We start from the raw sequence: 18,895 nt of genomic DNA on the forward strand, positions 1-18,895 counted from the left end.
TGCAGGTCGCACGCGAGGTTCGGAGGAGCGGACAGCAGTGTGGTCGCGGTCACCGTGCAGGTGGGTCCGGGGCCGGTGGTGAGGCTGCCGATGCGGATCGGTTCGGGCGTGTGCGTCAGCTGGCCTTCGGCCAGGGCGAAGCGGAGGAGCAGCCTTCCGGCGTCGTTGGCGTGGACGCGGAGCTGCTGGCGCACGCTTCCTCCGGCGGGGAGTGGCGGCAGGTCGAAGTCGACGGTGTTCAGGGCGGCGTGCGCGGCGGTCTTGACAGTGAGGACGGCGCTGCCGTGAGTGGCGTCCGTGGGGCGGGCTCCGGCGGTGCGGGCGGCCTCGATGCCGGCGGCGAGGTCACCGCCCCTGGGGACGTAGGCGAAGCCCCAGTAGACGGCTGTCATGTCCGCCGCGTCGTTGGGGATGAGGAATTGTGGCCGCATATCAGCGGGGCCGCACACGTAGACGGCGACGAGCCCTGCTACCTCCGTGCAGTCGTTGCGGTTCGCGATGAATCCCGTGGGGACTCCCGCACCGTCACCGGCCGGTCCGGTCAATGGCTTGGTGGAGAAGGCGATCACGGTCTTGCCGTCGGCGGTCCCGGACTCCACCTTCGGGCCCAGGCGGGGTGCGGTGCCGGGGGCCGCGGCCTGGTCCTGCGTGGAGTGCCGCACGGTCTCCTCGGTAGGGACGGAGCGGAGTTCGCGAGGGTTGCCACGGTCAGCAGACCGGCGGCGGCGCTCAGGGTGGCTATACGGCGTGCTGCTCGTCTCACGGGATCCTTCGCAGGTGCGGTTGAGGTGGGCGGAGCGTCGGCGTCCCGCTTTTTCGGCGCCGCTCCCTCATCCTGGAGGTGAGGGAGCGGCGTGGAAGGGGGGGTGACCCCTGGGGAGGGTCAGAAGACGTTCATAAGGCGGAACCACGTGTAGCCGTTGGTCAGGTTGGTGGCGACCCGGCTCTTGAAGGGCTTGCGGTAGTCGCCGGTTCCCGCGTACGAATACGTACCGCCGCCGGCGTCCATGGCGAGCAGGTCAGCCCGGCCGTCTCCGGTGCCGTCGCCGATGCCCACCAGGTGCGGGTACGCGTTCCAGCCGCCGCCGATCCTCACCCGAGGAGCGAAGGTGCCGTCGCCCTTGCCGAGGTACAGCCACAGCACACCCTCCTTGTCGCGGGCGAGAAGGTCTCCTACCGTGCCTCCGGCGATGTTGCCGGTGGCGGTGAGCTGGTTGTAGATCCCCCAGCCGGTGCCGATCTGCTTTCGTGGCGAGAAGGGCGCGTTGACGTTGCCGACAGAACGCGTGACCCGGCCCGGCTAGCACGACGCGCCACAGATTGGGGGGCCCTCCTCACCCACGGCGTGCTCCAGGGCGGACTTGATCACGGAGTGGATGTCGGCCAGCGTCTCAGACGGGGAGTGGCGGGGCGCTGCCTCGGCTGTCGTTCCAGGCCGAGCGGTGGGCCCGGGACGCGGCTTCCGCGTGGCGGAGGGCCGCGGGCGGGAGCGGGACGCGGCACAGGGCGTCGAGGGATTCCAGCATGCGTGCGGCGAAGCGCCGACCGAGGGGTGTGAGGCGGCCGGAGGCCAGGAGGACGACGGTCGCCTCGTGGGTGGCCGAGCGCCAGCGGGCGAAGCGGGTCTGGGCGGCGGCGCGCTGGGCGGGGTCCGGCTCTGTCTCGCTGCGGCGTCCCCAGAAGCGGGCCACTCCCAGGTGTGCGTACGCCCCGTGGAACAGGCCGAGGAGCGGGCGCGGGTCCGGGCGCCAGGGGGCGTAGAACAGTTCCTCGCCGTCCGCTTCGAACAGGTCGAAGAGGTGGAGGAGGGCCCCGAACTTGTTGTGCTGGAGCTCGTGCGCCATCGTCGCCGCGAAGACGGACCCGTTCTGCGGCAGCGACATCGCCATGCAGCCGAAGGTCTCCGCGCTGCTGCCGCTGACGTTGCCCCGGCCGGTGCCGATCAAGGGGACGATGAGCCGGGGGCCGGCGGCCAGTTCCGCGTGGACCTCCGGATGGTCGGCGCGCAGCAGCGCGCACGCGCCCCGCGCCCCCGACGCCCACGCGCGGACCTCGTCCGCGTGCAGCTCGCCGGGGCGGTCCGAGGCGCTCGGGAAGGACGCCGGGTCCAGGGTGTCGAGTAGCAGGGGCGCGCCGGTGCGGAGTGTGGTCAGCAGGTACGGGGCGCGCCAGCGGTCAGGGGGACTCTCGGGCCGGTACGGGGTTGTCGGCACCCTGACAGGGGCGCTGCCGGGGACGGCGAGGCGCGCGTGGCCGTCGGTGTCGACGCGCAGCTCGACGGGGGCGCCGGGGCGGGCGCCGGGGAAGTGGGCCCGGCCGAGCGACGGCAGTGCCAGCACGGGTCCAGGCGCCGGCCACCGCACCTGCGCGGGGACGCGGGCGCGGACCGCCGCCGCGGCGGCGAGCGCGGTCAGCCGGTGCATCGTCATCCGCGGCGGGGTCTCCCCGCCGGTGAGACGAGTGAGCAGGCCGAGCAGGGCGGGCCCCGCCGAGGGGTGGGTCAGGACGGCCGCCACGGCCCCCGGCTCCGCCCGGTCGGCGGCCACCAGCAACTCCCAGGCCTCTTCGGCCGCTTCGGCCGCCGCGCCCCCTGCCTCGCGGGCGGCGGTCACCACCGCGTACACGCAGGCCAGACGCCTGCTGTGCTCGGCGCGCGCGAGCATCCCCATGGCCTCGGCTCCACCTCCGCCCGCGGCGAGCGCGTCGAACATCGCGCCCGGCAGGCGGTGCGGCAGCGGCGTCATGCCGGCTCCGTCGACAACGCGGGGGAGGGGATGGCGGGGGAGGCCGCTCCGGCCCCCGGTGGGGCCGCCGCCGCCCGTGCCGTCGGTCGGGCGCCGGGCAGCTTCGCCATGTCCGCCGCCAGCCGGCCCCGGACGCGGCCGATCAGCGCCGTCAGGTCCGCGCAGTACACGCTCGGGTTGGCGAAGCCCGTGTCGGGGCGGTAGCGGTTGGCGTAGTGGCCGCCGCCGCACACCTGGTGCAGGGGGCAGGACCGGCAGGTCGCGCACAGGGCGTCGGCGCCCCACTGGCGTGCCGCGATGCCCGGGTGGCGCAGCAGTTCGTCGAAGGAGTGGCGCCACACGTCCAGGCCCGTGCGGGCCGCCCCGTCGTACGCGGTGCGCAGGGTGTCGTCCTGGGCGAGGGAGCCGTCGGTCTCCACCACCGCGTACCGCACCGGGGAGAGGCCGAGCGCCTCCGTCTGCGGCGCGGCGCCGAGCAGCAGGGCCATCAGGTCGTCGAGGAGGCGTACGCCCGTCTCGCGCGCCGGCGCTCCGTACCAGCGCTCGAAGACCGCCCACAGCCAGTCCGCGTACGGGGTGCGGCGCGCGCCCGGGACGAGACCGGGCGGCGGGGTGCGCCAGTGCCCCAGCGGGAGCAGGAAGTCGACGGTCGGCGGGCGGTGGACGAGCAGCTCCTCGTACGTGCGGACGGGGTCGTTGCGCAGGTCGATCGTGCACAGCAGGGCGGCGAACAGCGGCCGGTACGGCTCCTTTGCCAGCAGTCGCAGGGCCTCGCGGACCCGGCCGTGGCTGCCACGCCCGTCGGCGCCGCGCCGGTGCCGGTCGTGGGCGGCGCGACCGCCGTCGACGCTCACCCCGATCCGGACGCCCAGCTCGCCGCAGAGGTCGAGCCGCCGCTCGGTGAGGCGGACACCGTTGGTCTGGAGGGAGAAACGCAGCCGTACGCCGGGGCCGACCGCCGCTCGCAGGGTCCGGACGGTGCGGGCGAGCGCGGCGTCGCCGGCGAGGAGGGGTTCCCCGCCGTGGAGGACGACACCCGCCTCGCTCAGTCCGTGCGCGGACAGGTGCTCGGCGATCCGCCGCGCCGTCCGGTCCACGGTGGCCGGGGCCATCGTCCGGGGCTGGGCGCGCCAACCCTGGTCCGCCGAGCGGTACATGTAGCAGTAGTCGCAGGCCAGGTCGCAGCGGCTGTGCACCTTGAGGACGAAGGAGTGGAGCGGATACGGCACCCAGCCCGCCGCCTCACGTGTCGCCACGTCCGTGGAGCTCGGCCAGGGCGGCTCGCCATGGCGCAGTGGCGGTCGGCTCATCCGCTCCCCCCGAAAGCGTGTGCGGCGATCCGTCGAGCATCGGGACCGGGCCCACTCCGTTCGTCCAGTATTCGGTTGGGGTGCGCCGGCAGTCAATATCATGAATGAGCCAACAGGTGTCCATGGCAACGAAGTTGGGGCCGCTCGGACGGTACGCCGACTGCCGTGCCGGAGGGGGCGGCGCTAGGCTGGGAGGGACACCGGTCTCCCGGTCCACGCGACCCCACGGAGTGGACACCATGGCAGTTGCCGAAGGCGCCGCCCCGGTCCCTCCGGGGCCCGACGCGAACTCCGCCGTCCCCGAATCCGGCGTTCCGGATTCCGCCGTCCTGGAATCCGTCGTCCTGGACATCGCCGGGCTCGCGCTCGACGAGGTCGCGGCCCTGCCGGACTCCGTGCTCGGCGCGGTGCTGCGCCGGGTGCGCGACAGTTGCGCGGCGGGCGACCCGTTCGTCACCGGACACACGGAGAGCGCGTGAGCGACGCGAGCCCGGCGGGGCGGGACCGGGGCCGGACGGGTCCTATACTGACTTCCCCGCATGTCTGTTATGTCCATCTTCATTTGCCGCCACCTCGCCGAGCGGAGAGGTCATGCCGGACGCCAACACCCTGGACGGCGCAGGTTCGTTCGCCGTCTTCTTCACCACCTCGGAGAACCTCGGCCTGAGCACCACCCTGCGCAACGCGGCGGACATCCTCGCCGAGGGCAACCGCAGTGTCCTCCTCGTGGACGGCCGGCCCCGTGCCCGGCGGCACGACGACCCCACGAGCGACGCGACCGCCGCCGGCGTGACCGTGCCGGAGCCCGTGGCCGGACAGGTCGCCGCCGTGGCCGCCACCACCCCGGACCGGCTCGCCGCGATCGGCGACGACCCGACGGCGGCCCGCTACGACCATGTCCTGATCGAGGCGCCCGTGCCCGAGGCGCCCGGCGCCGTGGAGCACGGCAGGCTGATGGAGTTCGCCGACGCGCTCGTGGTCTGCTTCGCGCTGACCGCCTGGTCCATCGACGGAGCCGCCGCCCTCGCCGAGGACCTGTCCGCCCGCCGCACCGAGCGCCCCGTACGGCTGCTCACCCTCGGACTCAAGAGCGACGTCGGCGTGCGGGACCGGCTGCGCGAGAGCCGTGAGCGGGCCCGCCGCAAGTTCTCGGCGCTCGCCCGGACCCTCGGCGAGCGCGAGTTCCCCCTGCTGGAGATCCCGTACAACCCGCTCTACCTCGACAGCCGCAGCCTCGCCGTCGAGACCGAGGACGCCGGCACCGTCGTCGGCCTGCGCCCCTACTACGAGCGGCTCGCCGACTGGCTGCGGGAGCGCCGCCCCGCACGGCTCGACGGCGTCACGGTCGTGCACTCCGGACGCCACGTCCTCTGGGCGGCCTGGCTGCGCGACCGGCTCGCGGAGAAGAACCTCCGGATCGAGCTGCGCCGAGCCGACACGTACACCGGGTGGCGCCCCGAGCCCGGCACGGCCCTGCTCTTCCTCTCGCCCGGTGACGGCGACGACACGCTCCTCGCCCAGATCGGCACCCTCTCCCACACCGACGTACGGATCGTCCTGGTCGACGAGGCCTTCCCGAACGCCGAGGCGGCGCACCACGAGCTGATCGACCTGCGCGTCCCCACCGAGGACGAGGCGCTGCGTCGCCTCTACACCGGCCTCGGCCTCGGCCCGGCGGACCCCCGCGAGCGCACCGCCGAGACCCGCTTCCCGCGCCTGCCCGAGACCACCAACATCACCCCCCGGGGCGGTGGTTTCGTCGACCGCGACGACCTGCTCACCACCCTCGAGGAGAAGCTGCGGGAGGCGGGCCGCAACGGTACGGGCCTGGTCCTGCACGGACCCAGCGGCTGGGGCAAGAGCGAGACCGCCCGCGAGCTGTGCCACCGCTACGGCGCCGGATACGACGTGGTGTGGTGGGTGCGGGCCTGGGAACCGCAGCGCATGCGCCGGGGCCTGACCCGGCTCGCCGCCCGCCTCGGCGCCACCGGGGACCGGCTGGGCGCGGTCACCGCCGACGGCGACCTCTCCCCGCTCCTGACCCGTCTCTCGCGCCCGGGTGACGACGCCACCAGCTGGCTGATCGTCTACGACGGCGCGGCGGACCCCGCCGACCTGGACGGCCTGCTCCCCGTCCCGCACGAGCGGGGCCACCTGCTGATCACCAGCCGGGTCGCGCCGGCCGAGGCACCGCGCGACGCCGTCCCGCCGCACCTGGCGGGCTGCGCCATGCGGGCCATGGTGCCCGCCGAGTGCGCCGCGCTGCTCGGCGAACGCGTGCCGGAACTCACCGAGGAGCAGGCCCAACAGGTCGGCAGTGCCGTGGACTTCGTGCCGCTCGCCCTGCGTCTCGCCGCCCACTGCCTCGCCGCGCGGGCCGACACCCACCGCCGCGACGACCACATGAGCCAGGACGCGGCCGTCCGCGCGGCCGTCGCCGACCTGCTCGTCGCGTACCGGACCGCAAAGACCGGGATCCTCGGCGAGGCGGACGCCGCACCGCCCGTCACCGTCATGGTCCGCGTCGCCCGTCAATTCGCCGCCGCGACCCCGGGCGCCGCCGCCTGGCGCGCCGAGAGTCCCGCGCACGACGCCCTCGGCTGGCTCCTCAACGCGGCCTCCCTGCTCACCGGCCGGGGCATGGGCCTGGAGCTGCTGCTGTCGCGCCGCATCCTGTCCGAACTGGCCCGCGACGACTCGGCCGGACCGGACCGCGTCGGCGGAGGGGCCGACGCCCGCCCCCGCCACCCCGACGACGTCCAGCTCCCCGACGAGCACATGGTCGGCGTCGCCCTGTGGTCGCTCGCCCAAGTCGGACTGCTGGAGGTCGACTTCGATGACAAGGAGGAGCCGCTCGCACAGCACCACGCGCTGCGGGACCTGATCCGCGACTCGATGGACCCCGAGGAGCGGCGGCACGTCGAGTCGGTGCTGCGCGGTGTCCTCGCCGAGTACGGCCCCCGGGACGAGGACCTGCCGCCCGACTGGGCCCGCGAGGTCAACTCGCTGCGCCTGTGGGAGGACCCCCGGCCCCGGGTGCGCCGCTCGCTGCTGCGGCACCTGAACGCCCTCGCCTCCCGCGGTGAGAGCGCCGACCTCGCCCGCCTCCTCGGTATCGCCGAGGAAGCCCGCAGGGAATGGGCCGGCGACAGCGACGAACCGACGCCCGAATACCTGCGCCTGCTCAACCTCACCGCCCGCGCCCACCGCCTCTGCGGCGCGTACGAGAAGTCCCGCGAACTGTCCCAGGCCGCCCTGCGCGGCCACCGCAGGCTCCTCGGCCTCACCCACCCGCGCACCCTGCTCTCCGCCGACTCGCACGCCGCGACCCTTCGGGCGCTCGGCCGCTTCGAGGACGCCCTGATGCAGATCAGGCCCGCCGTCGAAGGGCTCACCCTGCTGCTCGGCTGGAAGCACTCCGCCACGATCCAGGTCGAGCGCAACCTCGCCCTCACCGAGGCGCTCACGGGGCGCGTCGCCGCCGCCCTCGGCCGGGTCGAGGAGCGCTTCCGCTACCGCCAGGCCGTCGGCGGCAAGGACGACCCGGTCGCCTGGGCCTCGGCCGACCTCCTCGCCCACCTCTACCGCGCGACCGGCCGCGACGGCGAGTCCCGCGACCTGCTGCGCCAGCGCCTGCGCCGGCACGGCGACGCCTGGGACGCGGCGCGGCTGCGCACCGAGGTCGGCCTCGCCGTCAGCGAGCGCCGCCTCGCCGACGGCTTCCCCGCGGCCAGGGACCCGCGCTACGGCTTCGAGATGGCGCACGAGCGGGACCTGCGGACCCTGCGGGAGTACATCAGCCGCTTCGGCACCGATCGTCTCGACACCCTGCGCTGCCAGTTCAGTTACGCCGCCGACCTGCACGCCCTCGGCAAGGCGGACGAGGCCGAACTGCAGGCACGGCAGTGCGGAGAGATCCTCGGGGAGCAGTTCGGCACGGGCCATCCGTACACCGCGCTCAGCGACGTCCGCCACGGTGTGTACCTGCGGGCGACGGGCGACCTGCAGCGCGCCGAGGTGGCGGGCCGGTGGGCGCTCGACCGCCTCGGTCACAAACTCGGCCGGGCCCACCCGTGGGTCGCCGCGGCCGAGAACTCCCTGGCCGCGACCCTCGCCGCCGACGGCCGGACCGAGGAGGCGGTGGAGCTCGCGCGCAGCGCCCTGGACCGGATGCGCGACCTGGGGATCGCCCACCGCCCCGACGGACGGCGGGTGAAGGCGCATCACGCCCGCCTGACCGGAGCCGACACCGCGGTCCCTCCGTCGGGCTTCGACATCGACCTGGAGCTCCCGGGACTGTAAGAAGGAATACAGACACCTGCCAAGACAGACCGAAGACTGACGGAAGACAGACGGACACCGACGGAAGACGGACACAGTCGGACGACGGACACGGTCGCAGGACGACCCCCGGCGGACGGCGCGAGGCCGTCCGGCGAAAGGCGAGCGTACGTGGCAGCCCCCGCACCGCATCGCACCGAGACCCTCACCGAGCACCACTGGTCTCCCGAACGGCACGGCCGCATAACCGCGTTGTGTGAAGAGGCGGTCGCCTCGGAACCCGGGATGCGTTCGCTGTCCCACTACAGCAACGGCATCCTCGACTTCGTCGTCGGCCGCACCGGCCGGCCCCCTCTCAGCAGCATGGTCGCCGAGGCGGGCGACGACCGGCAGGACGAGTCGCTGCCGGGCAGCCGGCTGCTGCTGTGCACCCAGGACCTCGGCGCGCTCCTGCGCCCCCTGGGCACCGGCGAACTGATGCGCACCGTCCTCGCCAACGGGCAGGGTGGGCTGTGGGGCGGGCGCGTGAAGCCGGGGGAGTACCTCGCCGCGCTCACCGACAGCGGCGCGTGCGTCGACGCCGTGGACGCCGCCATGAACCGGCTGGTCACCCGGATCCGTACCGAGGTGCACAGCCTGCCCGACGAGCTGCCCGGCGGTGACGTCTCCGGCGATCCCGGCCTCGCCCCCGCCGGCCCTGTCTCGCGCTCCGCCGCGCGCTTCGTCCCGCTCACCGACCAGGGCCCCGCCGTCGGCGACGCCGGGAACGCGGTGCCGCGCGTCGACTTCGGTACGGCCGCCGCGCCGGACCCCGCGTACGAGGAGCGGCTGCGCGCCCTGTGGCGCCGGCACGTCAACACGACCGACCTCCAGTACGCCGGTTACTACCGCGACCTGACGCTGGTCTGCGCCGGGGACGTCTTCGACGCGCCCGAGCTCGGGCCGCGCTTCATCGACGTCAGCGTGCGCAGCAGGCGCACCGCCTACCGGGACCTCTCCCGGGGCCTGCGCGGTCATCTGGTCCGGCTCACCGACGCGCTCCACCTCGTCGCCCCGGCGCAGGACGGCAGGCCACCGCTCGACCGGCTGGTCCTGGACGTGCAGGAGGGCGCGGTGTACGTCGTGTGGACCTCGGCCCGCGAGTTCCTCATCGGGGTCACCCTCGACCAGACGCAGGTTCGCAACGCCGACATCCGGCTGAACCGGCTCGCGAGCGCCCTGCGCGGGGTCACCCCGGCACAGCCGTCGAGCTGAGCGTGGACCACACCTCCTCCGCGAGCACCTCGACCGTTCGGGCCGCCGTCCTCGGGTGAGGGGGGCCCGCGCCGCCCAGGAGGTGCACCGGCAGCACCTCGACCGCCCGTTCGTACTCCCGGCAGATCCGCCGCAGTTCGCGCCACTGCTGCTCACTCGGCGCACCCGGCAGGGCGGCGCCGTGCCAGACCACCACAGCGCCCCGGAACTCCTCCGTCAGCGTGCGTACGAGCGTGGCGCAGCCCAGCACGCCGAGCTCGGCCGGCGTCGCGGTCGAGCGGCGTCTCATGGTCAGCCCGGCCATGCGCCGGGTGACCGTGTCCAGGACGGTGAGGGCCTCCTGGAACCGGCGCCGTACCGGCACCGGAAGCCTCTCCACAGCCGCCTCAGGCTCGGCGCGGACCTCCACGTCCATGGGCTCCATGTCGACGGACTCGGGCCGCTGCCGGTGCGAAGGGCTGCCCCCCGCCCGGCCGGCCGAGGCCATCGTGGCCACGCTCCGGCTCAGTTCGGCGAGCTGGACCGTCTGCTGCTCGAGATCGCGGCGCATGCGCTCGCCGAGCTGGACCAGGCCCTCCTCGCGGCGGCCCTCCGCGACCCGGCCGGACAGCTGCCGCAACGCCTCGTGCACCTCGCGCGGGAAGTCGGTGGTCTGCCGGTACACCAGGGGCCGCGAGCCGATGGAGCGGCCAAGACGGTCCCGCATGGGCCGCGCCACATGGCCGTTGACCACGAGCAGCGCCTCGCACCATCCCGGGCGCACCGCGCTGCGCAGTCCGTGCACCTGGGCGGCGATCCGTTCCGCGTCGTCGGCGACGAGGACCGAGCGGGTGAGGATCACCGCGAGGTACGCGTTCGGTGCGGGGCAGATCCAGTACAGCACGTCCTCCGGGGCGCCCGGCGGGGACGACAGGCGGGCCGGGACCGGCTGGTGCGAGGCGATGCGCCACTGCCCCAGGTTCAGGGCCTCCTGCACGTCCGAGAGGACCTGCTCCCGGGAGACCTTCTCGTGCAGGTCGCGCACCGCCCGCAGGACGGCCGCGGCGGACACGTTCCGTACCGCCCCGTCCGGTTCCGCGCTGAGCCGCCAGGCCCGGCGGCAGGTCTTGAGGACCTCGCGGGGCACGCCTTCGGTCAGCTCGTGCAGCAGCCGCAGCGCCTCGGCCGAGAACGGACCCGCCGTCCGCTCGGGAGCCGCCCCGGCACGCTCCCGGCCGGCCGCGTCGGACCGGCCCGTCCCGACGTACGCGGCGACGAGCTGCCCGGTGAGCCGCTCGTCGAAGCCGGTGGGCCACAGCTGGACGATCCGCTCGTGCACGCTCGGGCGCAACGCCCGCAGCCCCTGCGGCGAGACGCAGAAGACCAGCAGACCGCCGCGGCTCACATAGATGTTGACGAGGCGTTCGAAGGCGTCCACGAAGGGGCGTCTGGTCGCCTCGGGCCATTCGAGCACCTTCTCCAGGGAGTCCATCAGCAGCGCGTACGGGCTGCCGACCCGGCCGTGCAGAAAGCCCTGCACCGCCAGCGCGTCGAAGACCCGGTCGATGCCGCTCCCCGGGTGCTGCTGCCCGCCGTGGCCCGCCGAGGGGCCGATGGCCGCCGTGATGCCGCGCTCGCGCAGGGGCTCGGCGGGCTCGCCCCCGGTCAGCCACTCCCACACCATCCGCGTGAACGGCGGTTCCTGGAGCAGCGCGAGGGCGGTGGCGAACCGGCGGTGCTCGGTCACCTCGCCCAGCGTGCCGCGCAAATCCGCGTGGATCACCTCGGGGTCGTAACGCAGCGCCGAGACCACCTTGTCCGGGTCGAGGCTGCGGTCCCGCAGCCCCGCCGCGATCCCGTCGAGCGTGCCCAGGCGGGGGTCGCTGCCCTGCGCGCCGACCCGGTTCGCGGTCACGTACGCGTAGTAGTCCCGGACCAGTTCCTCGAAGGCGCGTCTGCCCTGAGGCGTGTCGCCGGGGCCGCGCAGCCGGTCCCGGTACATCCCGCCCATGTCCTCCGCGGGCTCGTCCACGATCCAGGTCGCCGGGGCGTCCGGGCGGGCGCCGAGCGTGGCGTACACCTCGCGCAGCGCGTGGCTCTTGCCCAGGCCGAAATCGCCCACCAGCGCGATCGCCCGGCCGCGCCGGCCACCGGCGGCCGGCGCGGCGAGATAGTCGCCGACCAGGTGCCGCAGCTCGTCGAGGGTCGGCGTCAGGATCGTCGCGTTGCCCGAGTCCGCCGCCTCGACGGGCACGTCCCCGAGGTCGGCGGAGGGTCCGAGGCGCACGACAGGGGTCAGGGGGAAGGGGTTGCTGTGCCAGATCTCTCCGCTGTCTGGGGCCACGACGGCACTCCTCGGTGGTCGGTGCGGTCAGGGGTGGTGGGCCGGGGGCGGGTCACGTCTCAGGGTGGCCAGGTCCAGGCCCCCCGTGTGTTCTCTCAGCTCGTCGGCGGTGATGCGGACCGGTCTTCCCTCGCGTATCTGGCGTTCGGCCGTCGCGTGGTAGACCTGCCGCAGCTCCCGTACGTCGGCCGGGTTCCAGCCGTTCAGGAGCGTGTGGTCAGGGTCGGGGTGGCCCGAGCGCGCGCTCCGGCTGAACCGCGCCCTGTCCTCCTCCCGCAGGCGTTCGAGGGCGAGGTGGGTGACGGCGGGGTGCGGCAGGAGTTCCTTGACCACCTCGGCCGCCGGCTCGTCCGTCCCATGACTGATCTCGACGAACAGTACGATCCTGCTCTGCGCGTGTTTCAGACATGTCTTGAGGAACTTGGTCCGCACACCGGCGTCCCTCCAGTCGATGTGGGGCACGATCACGAAGAGCAGCGCGTCCTGCCGGAAGAGCAGGGTGCTGATCGCGCTGAACGCCTTGGCCGGGGCCTCCTGGGAGATCGCCGGGTCGAGGTTGGTGAAGTGCTTGCCCAGGGCGGCGACGACCTTGTCCCGGATGGTGGAGTTGATCGCCGGGGTCGAGGCGAAGTCGCCGTTCTCGTCGGTGCTGATGGCCTTGCCGTTGTTGTCGTAACCGGCCGCCATCGCCACGACGTCCGTCAGGGGTGCGGGCTCGCCCTCCGCCTCTGGGGCCAGCTGGGCGATGTACTGGCGTGCTTCGTGGACGCACCGGTGGATGAGCGTGGTCTTGCCCATGCCGGCCGGGCCCGTCACCACGACGAGACGGCCGTGGTCCACGCCGTCGTTGACCAGCTCCGGCAGCCGGTCCAGACAGAGCCGGAAGGCGTCAAGCTGCTCCTGGGCGTGATCGACGTCCACCCACTGCTCGATGTGGCTCGTGTCGTCCCACGGCACCAGCGGATGGTCGTCCATCGGCCGGGCGGGGGCGTGGGGCAGGCTCTGCCTGCTTCTCGGCACGAACACGCCGTACGGATTGTGCTGGGCGGGAATCGTCATGGCGCCGCCTCCGGAGCCGGGCGCCTCAGACGCGCACGCACCGTGCGCCATCTCCAGTGGAGAGCGCGGCCGTTGAGCTCGGCGACGGCGCGCAGCTCCCGTTCCACCGCCCCCCGCACCTCCTGCGCGTCCCGGGCGCGGGCCGCCGTACCGAGCAGGGTGCCGGCGCGGGCGCCGGGCAGGGGCTGTGCCAGGGGCAGCCCGTCCGCGAGCTCCTGGGCCCGCTTCCGCCGCGCACCGGGTCCGGCCACCTGCGCGAGGGCGCCCAGCAGCGCTTCGCGGGCGCCCACCACCGCCGTGTGGTCCGCCTGCGGATCGGCCTCGTACGCCGTCAGGTAGGCGTGGGCCGCCGTCCGGAAGGCCGTCGCGCCCGCGTCCAACTGCTGCTTGAGGAGGCGACGTTCGGTGGAGAGACGCTCCGACATCTGCCCGCCGAGGGTGAGCAGCGCGCCCACCGCGAGGAGCGGCAGCGAGGTCAGGAACGCCTCGAACCAGCCGTCCTCCTTCTTCTCCGCCGGGGCGCCGGGCGCGTCGGCGTCGGCCGCCATGAGCGCGGAACAGGCACGCGAGAAGTCGCCCTCGTGGCGCACCGCCCACGTCTCCGGGCTCATGCGCCCGACGGGCGGCGCGGTGGGCATGACGCTGTCCGGGGTCGACACGTCCGGCCGGAGCAGACCCAGGCGTACGGCGGCGGTGACGAGGTCCCCGCGGTGCGCGGAGTCGAGGCAGTACACGAGCTGGACGTCACGCTCCTTGGAACCGGGGGGCGCGGCGAACGCCGGTGCGGCGGCGGCCAGCAGTGCGATCACCGCGGCGGCCGCCGGCGGCACGACCGCCGCGGCGGCGCTCCTGCCCGGCGCTCGGTCGTCGAGCGGTGCCGCCACCGTGCTGGAGGCCCGGCGGGCCGCTCGGCCGAGGGAAGGTGCCGCCACCGCGGCGATCCCGGCCCCCGTCCGGCCTCTGAGCGGTGCCGCCACCGTGCCGTGCCTCGTCCTCTGCCTCATGCGCCCCTCCCCGTCCGGCCGCCCCAGGCCGGGTCTCCGCCGTGCGTCGACTCCCCTTCGTGTCCCCCGTACCGCTCGCATGGCCTCCGATCAGGCGGGTGAACGCCCGTTCGCCAGCGGCCCCTTCGCCATGGGGCCGCCGTGCGCCGGCGTCACGTGCGCCGCCGACTGGTCACACCCTTCCGAGGGACGCCCCTCGTCGGCGTCGAGTTCCCCCGTTCCGGATCGCCGCCACAGGCGCGGCGGACGAGCGAGCAGCGCCTGCGACGTGGCGTGCAGCAGGTTGACGGTGATGACAGCGGGACCGACGGTGGCGACCGTGCCGGGGAAGTCGCGCTCCAGGGCGAGCGCGATGAGGACGGCGGTGATGCCGTTCTGCTGCCCGAGCCCGAGCGCGACCCTGTCCCGCCGCTCCAGGCCGCGCACGAACAGCGGCATGACACCCAGCGCCACCACCGCCTGCGCGCCGAACGCCGCCAGGCCGAGGACGACACCGGGCAGCAGTGCCACACCCTGCGCCAGGAACAGGCCGAGCGCCAGGAACGCGGCCAGATAGGCCACCGTGACGGCGCGGTCGACCGCCTTGTCGAGCACCGCCGAACGGACGACGAGACCGGCCACCGCCACCGCGAGCATCAGCATGTCCGCCGCGGCGAGCACCAGCATCGCCACCACGAGCGCCCCCGTCAGGACCGCCCCGACGTGCTTCCGGAACCGCGGGGCACGGGCCGCTGACGCCGCCGCCGAGGCCACCCGCCGACCCGCCCACCACAGCAGGACCACGCTCGCCAGCAGGGCGGCGTTCAACGCGAGGCCGGTGGCGTAACCGCGCGCTCCGTCGCCCGCGACCGCCGGTGCGCCCGCGTGCCCCGTCGCCGTGTGCGCGTAGGCGGCGACGTACAGCGTCAGCAGGACCGTCATCGGGTCGTCGAAGGACGCCCATGCCGTCAGAAGCGACCGGGCACGGGGTGACATGCGTCCGCTCCTGCCCAGCGCGGCGACGGAGAGCGGATCGATCTGGGCCACCGCGATGCCGAGCACCACGTACTCGGGCCGCCCGAAGGAGAGCACCATCACGCCCGCGATGAGCGAGGCCTTCAGGACGACCCCGAGCGTCACGGCCGCGACCACACCGGACAGGTCGGCGCGCAGGGCTGTGAGGTCCATCGAGTACGTGCTGCCGTACAGGCCGACGGCGAGGAGGAGGCCCGCCCCGAAGAGATAGCCGCCGGTGCCGACCAGCGCGTGCGGATCGGCCACCAGGCCGACCGCCAGGCCGAGGAGCAGCGTGCCCGCCGCGCCGGCCACGATGCCGGGGACCGACGCGGGCAGCCGCCAGGTCCGGGCGCGTCCGGATGTCGCCACCGCGTCTTCCTCCCCTTGACGTGCCGACGTGCCGATGTGGCCCCGCGGCCGTCCAGCACCGGGGACAGGTGAATCGTAGGGGCCCCGGACGGTGCGCCGGAAGCCGGACTCCAGCCTGTCGTACGGCAGTTGGCCTTATCGCTCACCTGTGTGAGTGGGGCGCTCCTGTCGGGAGGATGCCCTGCCGCGGGCCCCGCCGAACGCGCGGCCCGCGGTGTGTCGAGCAGTTCACCCGTTCCCCACCGCGGGCTGGAGCAGGTCCCAGCGGTTGCCGTACAGGTCCTCGAAGACGACGACGGAGCCGTACGGCTCGTGGCGCGGCTCCTCCAGGAAGCGCACCCCCGCCACGGTCATCCGGGCGTGGTCGCGCGCGAAGTCGTCGGTGTGCAGGAAGAAGCCGACCCGGCCGCCCGTCTGGTCGCCCACGCGGGAGGCCTGTTCGCCGTTCTTCGCGCGGGCGAGCAGCAGCCCCGTGCCGGCGGCGGCGCCGTCGGGGCCCGCGGGCGGGCGGACGACGACCCAGCGGCTGCCGTCGCCCCGGTCGGTGTCCTCGACCAGGTCGAAGCCGAGGGCGTCGGTGTAGAAGGCGATGGCCTCGTCGTAGTCACGGACGACGAGGGCGACAAGAGCGAGGGAGGACATAAGTCCAACGTCATACGTACAACTGGTCCGTGTCAAACGGAGCGGGGCCGAGTGGAAGAACGAGGAGCACACGGAGCGGGTCCGCGTCGAAGCACGAGGGCCGAGGGAGCGGGTCCGCGTCGAAGCGCGAAGGCCGGACGGAGCAGGGTCCGCGTCGGACGGAGCGAACCGGACGGAGCGGGTCCGGGTCGGACGGAGTGGGAGAATCCCCGCATGGACGCCCAGCAGCTCGCCGAGCTCACCGCCCGCGCCCGGCTCCTCGCCGTCCCCGGCCGACGGCGGATCCTGGGCATTGCCGGCGCGCCCGGCGCCGGGAAGTCCACCCTGGCGGCCCGGCTCGTCGACCGGCTCGACGGACGCGCCGCGCTCGTCCCCATGGACGGCTTCCACCTGGCCCAGAGCGAGCTGGCGCGGCTCGGCCGCGCCGGGCGCAAGGGCGCCCCGGACACCTTCGACGCCGCCGGCTACACCGCGCTCCTCGCCCGTCTCCGTACGCCCGAACCCGGCACCACCGTCTACGCCCCCGCCTTCGACCGCGCCCTGGAGGAGCCCGTCGCCGGGGTGATACCTGTCCCGCCCGACGTCCCGCTCGTCGTCACCGAGGGCAACTACCTGCTGCACGACGAGGGCCTCTGGGCCGGCGTCCTGCCGTTCCTCGACGAGGCGTGGTACCTGGAACTGGACGACGGGCGCCGGCTGTCGCGGCTCGTCGAACGCCATGTCCGCTTCGGCAAGGAGCGGGCCCACGCCGAGCGCTGGGTCCGGGACTCCGACGAGGTGAACGCCCGGCTCGTCGCGCGCGGCCGCGACCGCGCCCACCTGGTCGTCCCCATGAGCTGACCCGCCCCGAGCCGCCTGCGGGGCATCGGCGATGATCAGCGCATGAATCTCACCAGCCGACGCACCCTGCTGACCTCCGTGGCCGCCGCTGCCGCCACCCTGCCCCTGCTCAACGACCTCGCCGGGAACGGCTCCACCGCCGCCGCGGCCACCACCGCGGACACCTTCCCCTCCAACTCGGCGCTGTACAGCAGCACCGAGTACCAGGAAGGCACCCACTGGATGCGGCGCTTCCGCACCCACCCCCGGGCCGACCTCTTCGACAACGTCAGCGCCACGAGCGAGCCCGTCCGCAGCACGGCGATCATCGCGCCGCACGGCGGCGGCATCGAGGCGGGCACCAGCGAGCTGTGCCTCACCCTCGCCGGCTACAGCCGGGTCGGGGCCGGCACCGACCCGGTGGCGGAGACCGGAGCGCCGCAGCGCGACTACTGGATGTTCGAGGGGATCGCGTCCTCCGGCTCGCTCCACGTCACCTCCACCCACTGCGACGACCCCGCCGCCCTGGCCGTCTGCGGCAACAACATGTACGCCGTCTCCCTGCACGGCTTCGCCCCCGACGCGGGCACCCCTGCCAAGCAGATACTCATCGGCGGCCGGGACCAGCGGCTGATGCGGAACCTCGGGGCGGCCTTCGCCGCGCACGGCCTGAAGACGGGGAACAGCAACAGCGCGCTGGACGTGACGGTGCTCATCGCGGGAGTCAACAGCCCCCTGAACGGCGACGACCCCGCGAACATCGTCAACCGCACCCGCACCGGAGCGGGCGCCCAGCTGGAGATCTCCACCGAACTGCGCAGGGCCATGTTCGGTGACTTCAGCACCGCCTCCGCCCGCAGGACGACCGCCGGCGTGGGAACCGCGAACCAGGCCCACTTCTGGAACGGGTTCGTCGGCGCCGTACGCGAGGCCGTCGACCGCCACGAGCGCGGCCTCGACTCGCTGTAGGGAGCCCGGGCCGCACGCACTCGCTGGAGACGGGGCCGCACCGACCGACCTGCCGCACGCCGTCGGGCCCTCGCTAGGCTGGGCCGGACGACGACGCAACGGCGACGGAAGGCGGCGCACGTGGGGTTGTTCCGGCGCGGACCCAGGCGGGACGGCGACGAGGTCTCCCGGGACCCCGAGTTCGCCTACTTCTCCGAGCGCGAGGCGGCCCTCTTCCGCAGCCTCGTCAGGGAGTCGTTCGCCGAACTCGGCCTGGAGGTCACCGTCTACGCCGACTTCGTCCGCGACGACGCCGGCCGCCAGTTCGGGCTCGGCAACCTCGCCGCCGTCTGCCACAACGACCGGCGCGGACCGCGCGTCTGGCCCCAGCTCGTCCGCCGCCACGTCGGCCTGGTCCTGCGCACCATGGACGGCCCCTCCGCGCTCGACACGCTCCCGGCCGAGCAGATCCGCTCCCAGCTCTACCCCCGGGTGGTCAGCGGCGAGGGCATCGACCCCGGGACCTTCGGCTACGCCAGGTCCGTCGCGCCCGGACTGTACGAGATCCTCGCCCTCGACCTGCCGGAGAGCGTCATGATGCTCACCGACGAGGCCCTGGAACCGCTCGGCGACCTCCAGCGGCTGCGCGACCGGGCGCTGGACAACCTGCGCGGGCTGCCCGTCGAGGGCCACGAGACGGTGCGGGACGCCGACGGCATGTGCTTCGAGGTGATCCTCGGTGACTCCTTCTACACCGCGAGCCGCGTCCTCGACCTCGACGCGGTGGTGCGGCGCGTCACGGGCCGGCCGCTCGGCGAGCACGGGGCCCTGGTCGCCCTGCCGTTCCGCCACCAGCTCGCCTTCCATCCGATCCGGGACACCACGATCGTTCCCGCGCTCGGTGCGATGGCCTCGTTCGCCGCCTCGGGTTACGAGGACACCCCGGGCGCCATCAGCCCGTACGTCTTCTGGTGGCGCGACGGCACGCTCACCCAGCTCAGCCGGCGCGACGAGGACGGCGGGGAACTGCGGATCGTCGTCGGCGACGACTTCCAGGAGCTGCTCGAACGGCTCATCGCCCAGGGTCCGGGACCGGACCGGCGCTGAGCGGTCGCGGCCCGCCCCTGCCACCGGCAGGATGCTGTA

Annotated in this window: 15 protein-coding genes; 6 read left to right on the forward strand and 9 right to left on the reverse strand. The window is 74.0% G+C overall.

Features of this window, described 5'->3' with window-relative positions:
* From IE136_RS35260 to IE136_RS24175, 4 genes are all read right to left on the reverse strand, one after another.
* A partial coding sequence (locus IE136_RS35260; RefSeq protein WP_194497713.1) for a hypothetical protein occupies positions 1 to 662 on the reverse strand: 662 nt, incomplete at its 3' end.
* Positions 663 to 883: 221 nt separating this feature from the next.
* Positions 884 to 1,240, reverse strand: coding sequence for an FG-GAP repeat domain-containing protein (locus tag IE136_RS24165; RefSeq protein ID WP_189601446.1), 357 nt, complete (start codon positions 1,238 to 1,240; stop codon positions 884 to 886).
* A gap of 151 nt (positions 1,241 to 1,391) precedes the next feature.
* Positions 1,392 to 2,744 (reverse strand): aKG-HExxH-type peptide beta-hydroxylase, encoded by a 1,353-nt coding sequence (locus tag IE136_RS24170; RefSeq protein WP_189601386.1) that lies wholly within the window; start codon positions 2,742 to 2,744, stop codon positions 1,392 to 1,394.
* Complete coding sequence (locus IE136_RS24175; protein ID WP_158991611.1) at positions 2,741 to 4,054, reverse strand: FxsB family cyclophane-forming radical SAM/SPASM peptide maturase; 1,314 nt, start codon at positions 4,052 to 4,054, stop codon at positions 2,741 to 2,743. Before IE136_RS24175 ends, IE136_RS24170 begins: the two co-directional genes overlap by 4 nt.
* Before the next feature lie 239 nt (positions 4,055 to 4,293).
* On the opposite strand from IE136_RS24175, the gene fxsA reads away from it, so the two are divergent.
* From fxsA to IE136_RS24190, 3 genes are all read left to right on the forward strand, one after another.
* Positions 4,294 to 4,533, forward strand: a complete 240-nt coding sequence (gene fxsA / locus IE136_RS24180; protein ID WP_189601387.1) for an FxSxx-COOH cyclophane-containing RiPP peptide — start codon at positions 4,294 to 4,296, stop codon at positions 4,531 to 4,533.
* Between the two features lie 112 nt (positions 4,534 to 4,645).
* Positions 4,646 to 8,356: an FxSxx-COOH system tetratricopeptide repeat protein gene (gene fxsT / locus IE136_RS24185; protein WP_189601388.1), complete on the forward strand. Its 3,711-nt coding sequence runs from the start codon at positions 4,646 to 4,648 to the stop codon at positions 8,354 to 8,356.
* 150 nt (positions 8,357 to 8,506) lie between these two features.
* Positions 8,507 to 9,589 carry a hypothetical protein gene (locus tag IE136_RS24190; RefSeq protein ID WP_189601389.1) on the forward strand — a complete coding sequence of 361 codons (1,083 nt, stop codon included), beginning with the start codon at positions 8,507 to 8,509 and terminating at the stop codon, positions 9,587 to 9,589.
* On the opposite strand, the gene IE136_RS24195 is transcribed toward IE136_RS24190, so the two are convergent.
* The 5 genes from IE136_RS24195 to IE136_RS24215 all read right to left on the reverse strand — a co-directional run bounded on the left by IE136_RS24195 (position 9,564) and on the right by IE136_RS24215 (position 15,982).
* The gene (locus IE136_RS24195; RefSeq protein ID WP_158991619.1) at positions 9,564 to 11,912 is read right to left on the reverse strand and encodes a hypothetical protein; all 2,349 of its coding nucleotides are present in this window, start codon (positions 11,910 to 11,912) and stop codon (positions 9,564 to 9,566) included. The two genes, IE136_RS24190 and IE136_RS24195, sit on opposite strands and share 26 nt — an antisense overlap.
* A gap of 27 nt (positions 11,913 to 11,939) precedes the next feature.
* Positions 11,940 to 12,971, reverse strand: a complete 1,032-nt coding sequence (locus IE136_RS24200) for a P-loop NTPase family protein (RefSeq protein WP_158991621.1) — start codon at positions 12,969 to 12,971, stop codon at positions 11,940 to 11,942.
* The gene (locus IE136_RS24205; RefSeq protein WP_189601390.1) at positions 12,968 to 13,975 is read right to left on the reverse strand and encodes a hypothetical protein; all 1,008 of its coding nucleotides are present in this window, start codon (positions 13,973 to 13,975) and stop codon (positions 12,968 to 12,970) included. Before IE136_RS24205 ends, IE136_RS24200 begins: the two co-directional genes overlap by 4 nt.
* 90 nt (positions 13,976 to 14,065) lie before the next feature.
* Positions 14,066 to 15,340 (reverse strand): cation:proton antiporter, encoded by a 1,275-nt coding sequence (locus IE136_RS24210; RefSeq protein WP_189601391.1) that lies wholly within the window; start codon positions 15,338 to 15,340, stop codon positions 14,066 to 14,068.
* A gap of 228 nt (positions 15,341 to 15,568) precedes the next feature.
* The gene (locus IE136_RS24215; protein ID WP_189601392.1) at positions 15,569 to 15,982 is read right to left on the reverse strand and encodes a VOC family protein; all 414 of its coding nucleotides are present in this window, start codon (positions 15,980 to 15,982) and stop codon (positions 15,569 to 15,571) included.
* Positions 15,983 to 16,195: 213 nt separating this feature from the next.
* Here IE136_RS24215 and IE136_RS24220 point away from each other — a divergent pair, with 213 nt between their 5' ends.
* From IE136_RS24220 to IE136_RS24230, 3 genes are all read left to right on the forward strand, one after another.
* Positions 16,196 to 16,822, forward strand: a complete 627-nt coding sequence (locus IE136_RS24220; protein WP_189601393.1) for a nucleoside/nucleotide kinase family protein — start codon at positions 16,196 to 16,198, stop codon at positions 16,820 to 16,822.
* Positions 16,823 to 16,864: 42 nt separating this feature from the next.
* Positions 16,865 to 17,770, forward strand: coding sequence for a poly-gamma-glutamate hydrolase family protein (locus IE136_RS24225; protein ID WP_189601394.1), 906 nt, complete (start codon positions 16,865 to 16,867; stop codon positions 17,768 to 17,770).
* 120 nt (positions 17,771 to 17,890) lie between these two features.
* Entirely contained in the window at positions 17,891 to 18,856 is a 966-nt protein-coding gene (locus IE136_RS24230) for a DUF1444 domain-containing protein (RefSeq protein WP_158991633.1), read from the forward strand.
* The last annotated feature ends 39 nt before the right edge of the window (positions 18,857 to 18,895 follow it).

The sequence above is a fragment of the Streptomyces lateritius genome, assembly GCF_014649715.1.
GTDB classification, from domain to species: domain Bacteria; phylum Actinomycetota; class Actinomycetes; order Streptomycetales; family Streptomycetaceae; genus Streptomyces; species Streptomyces lateritius.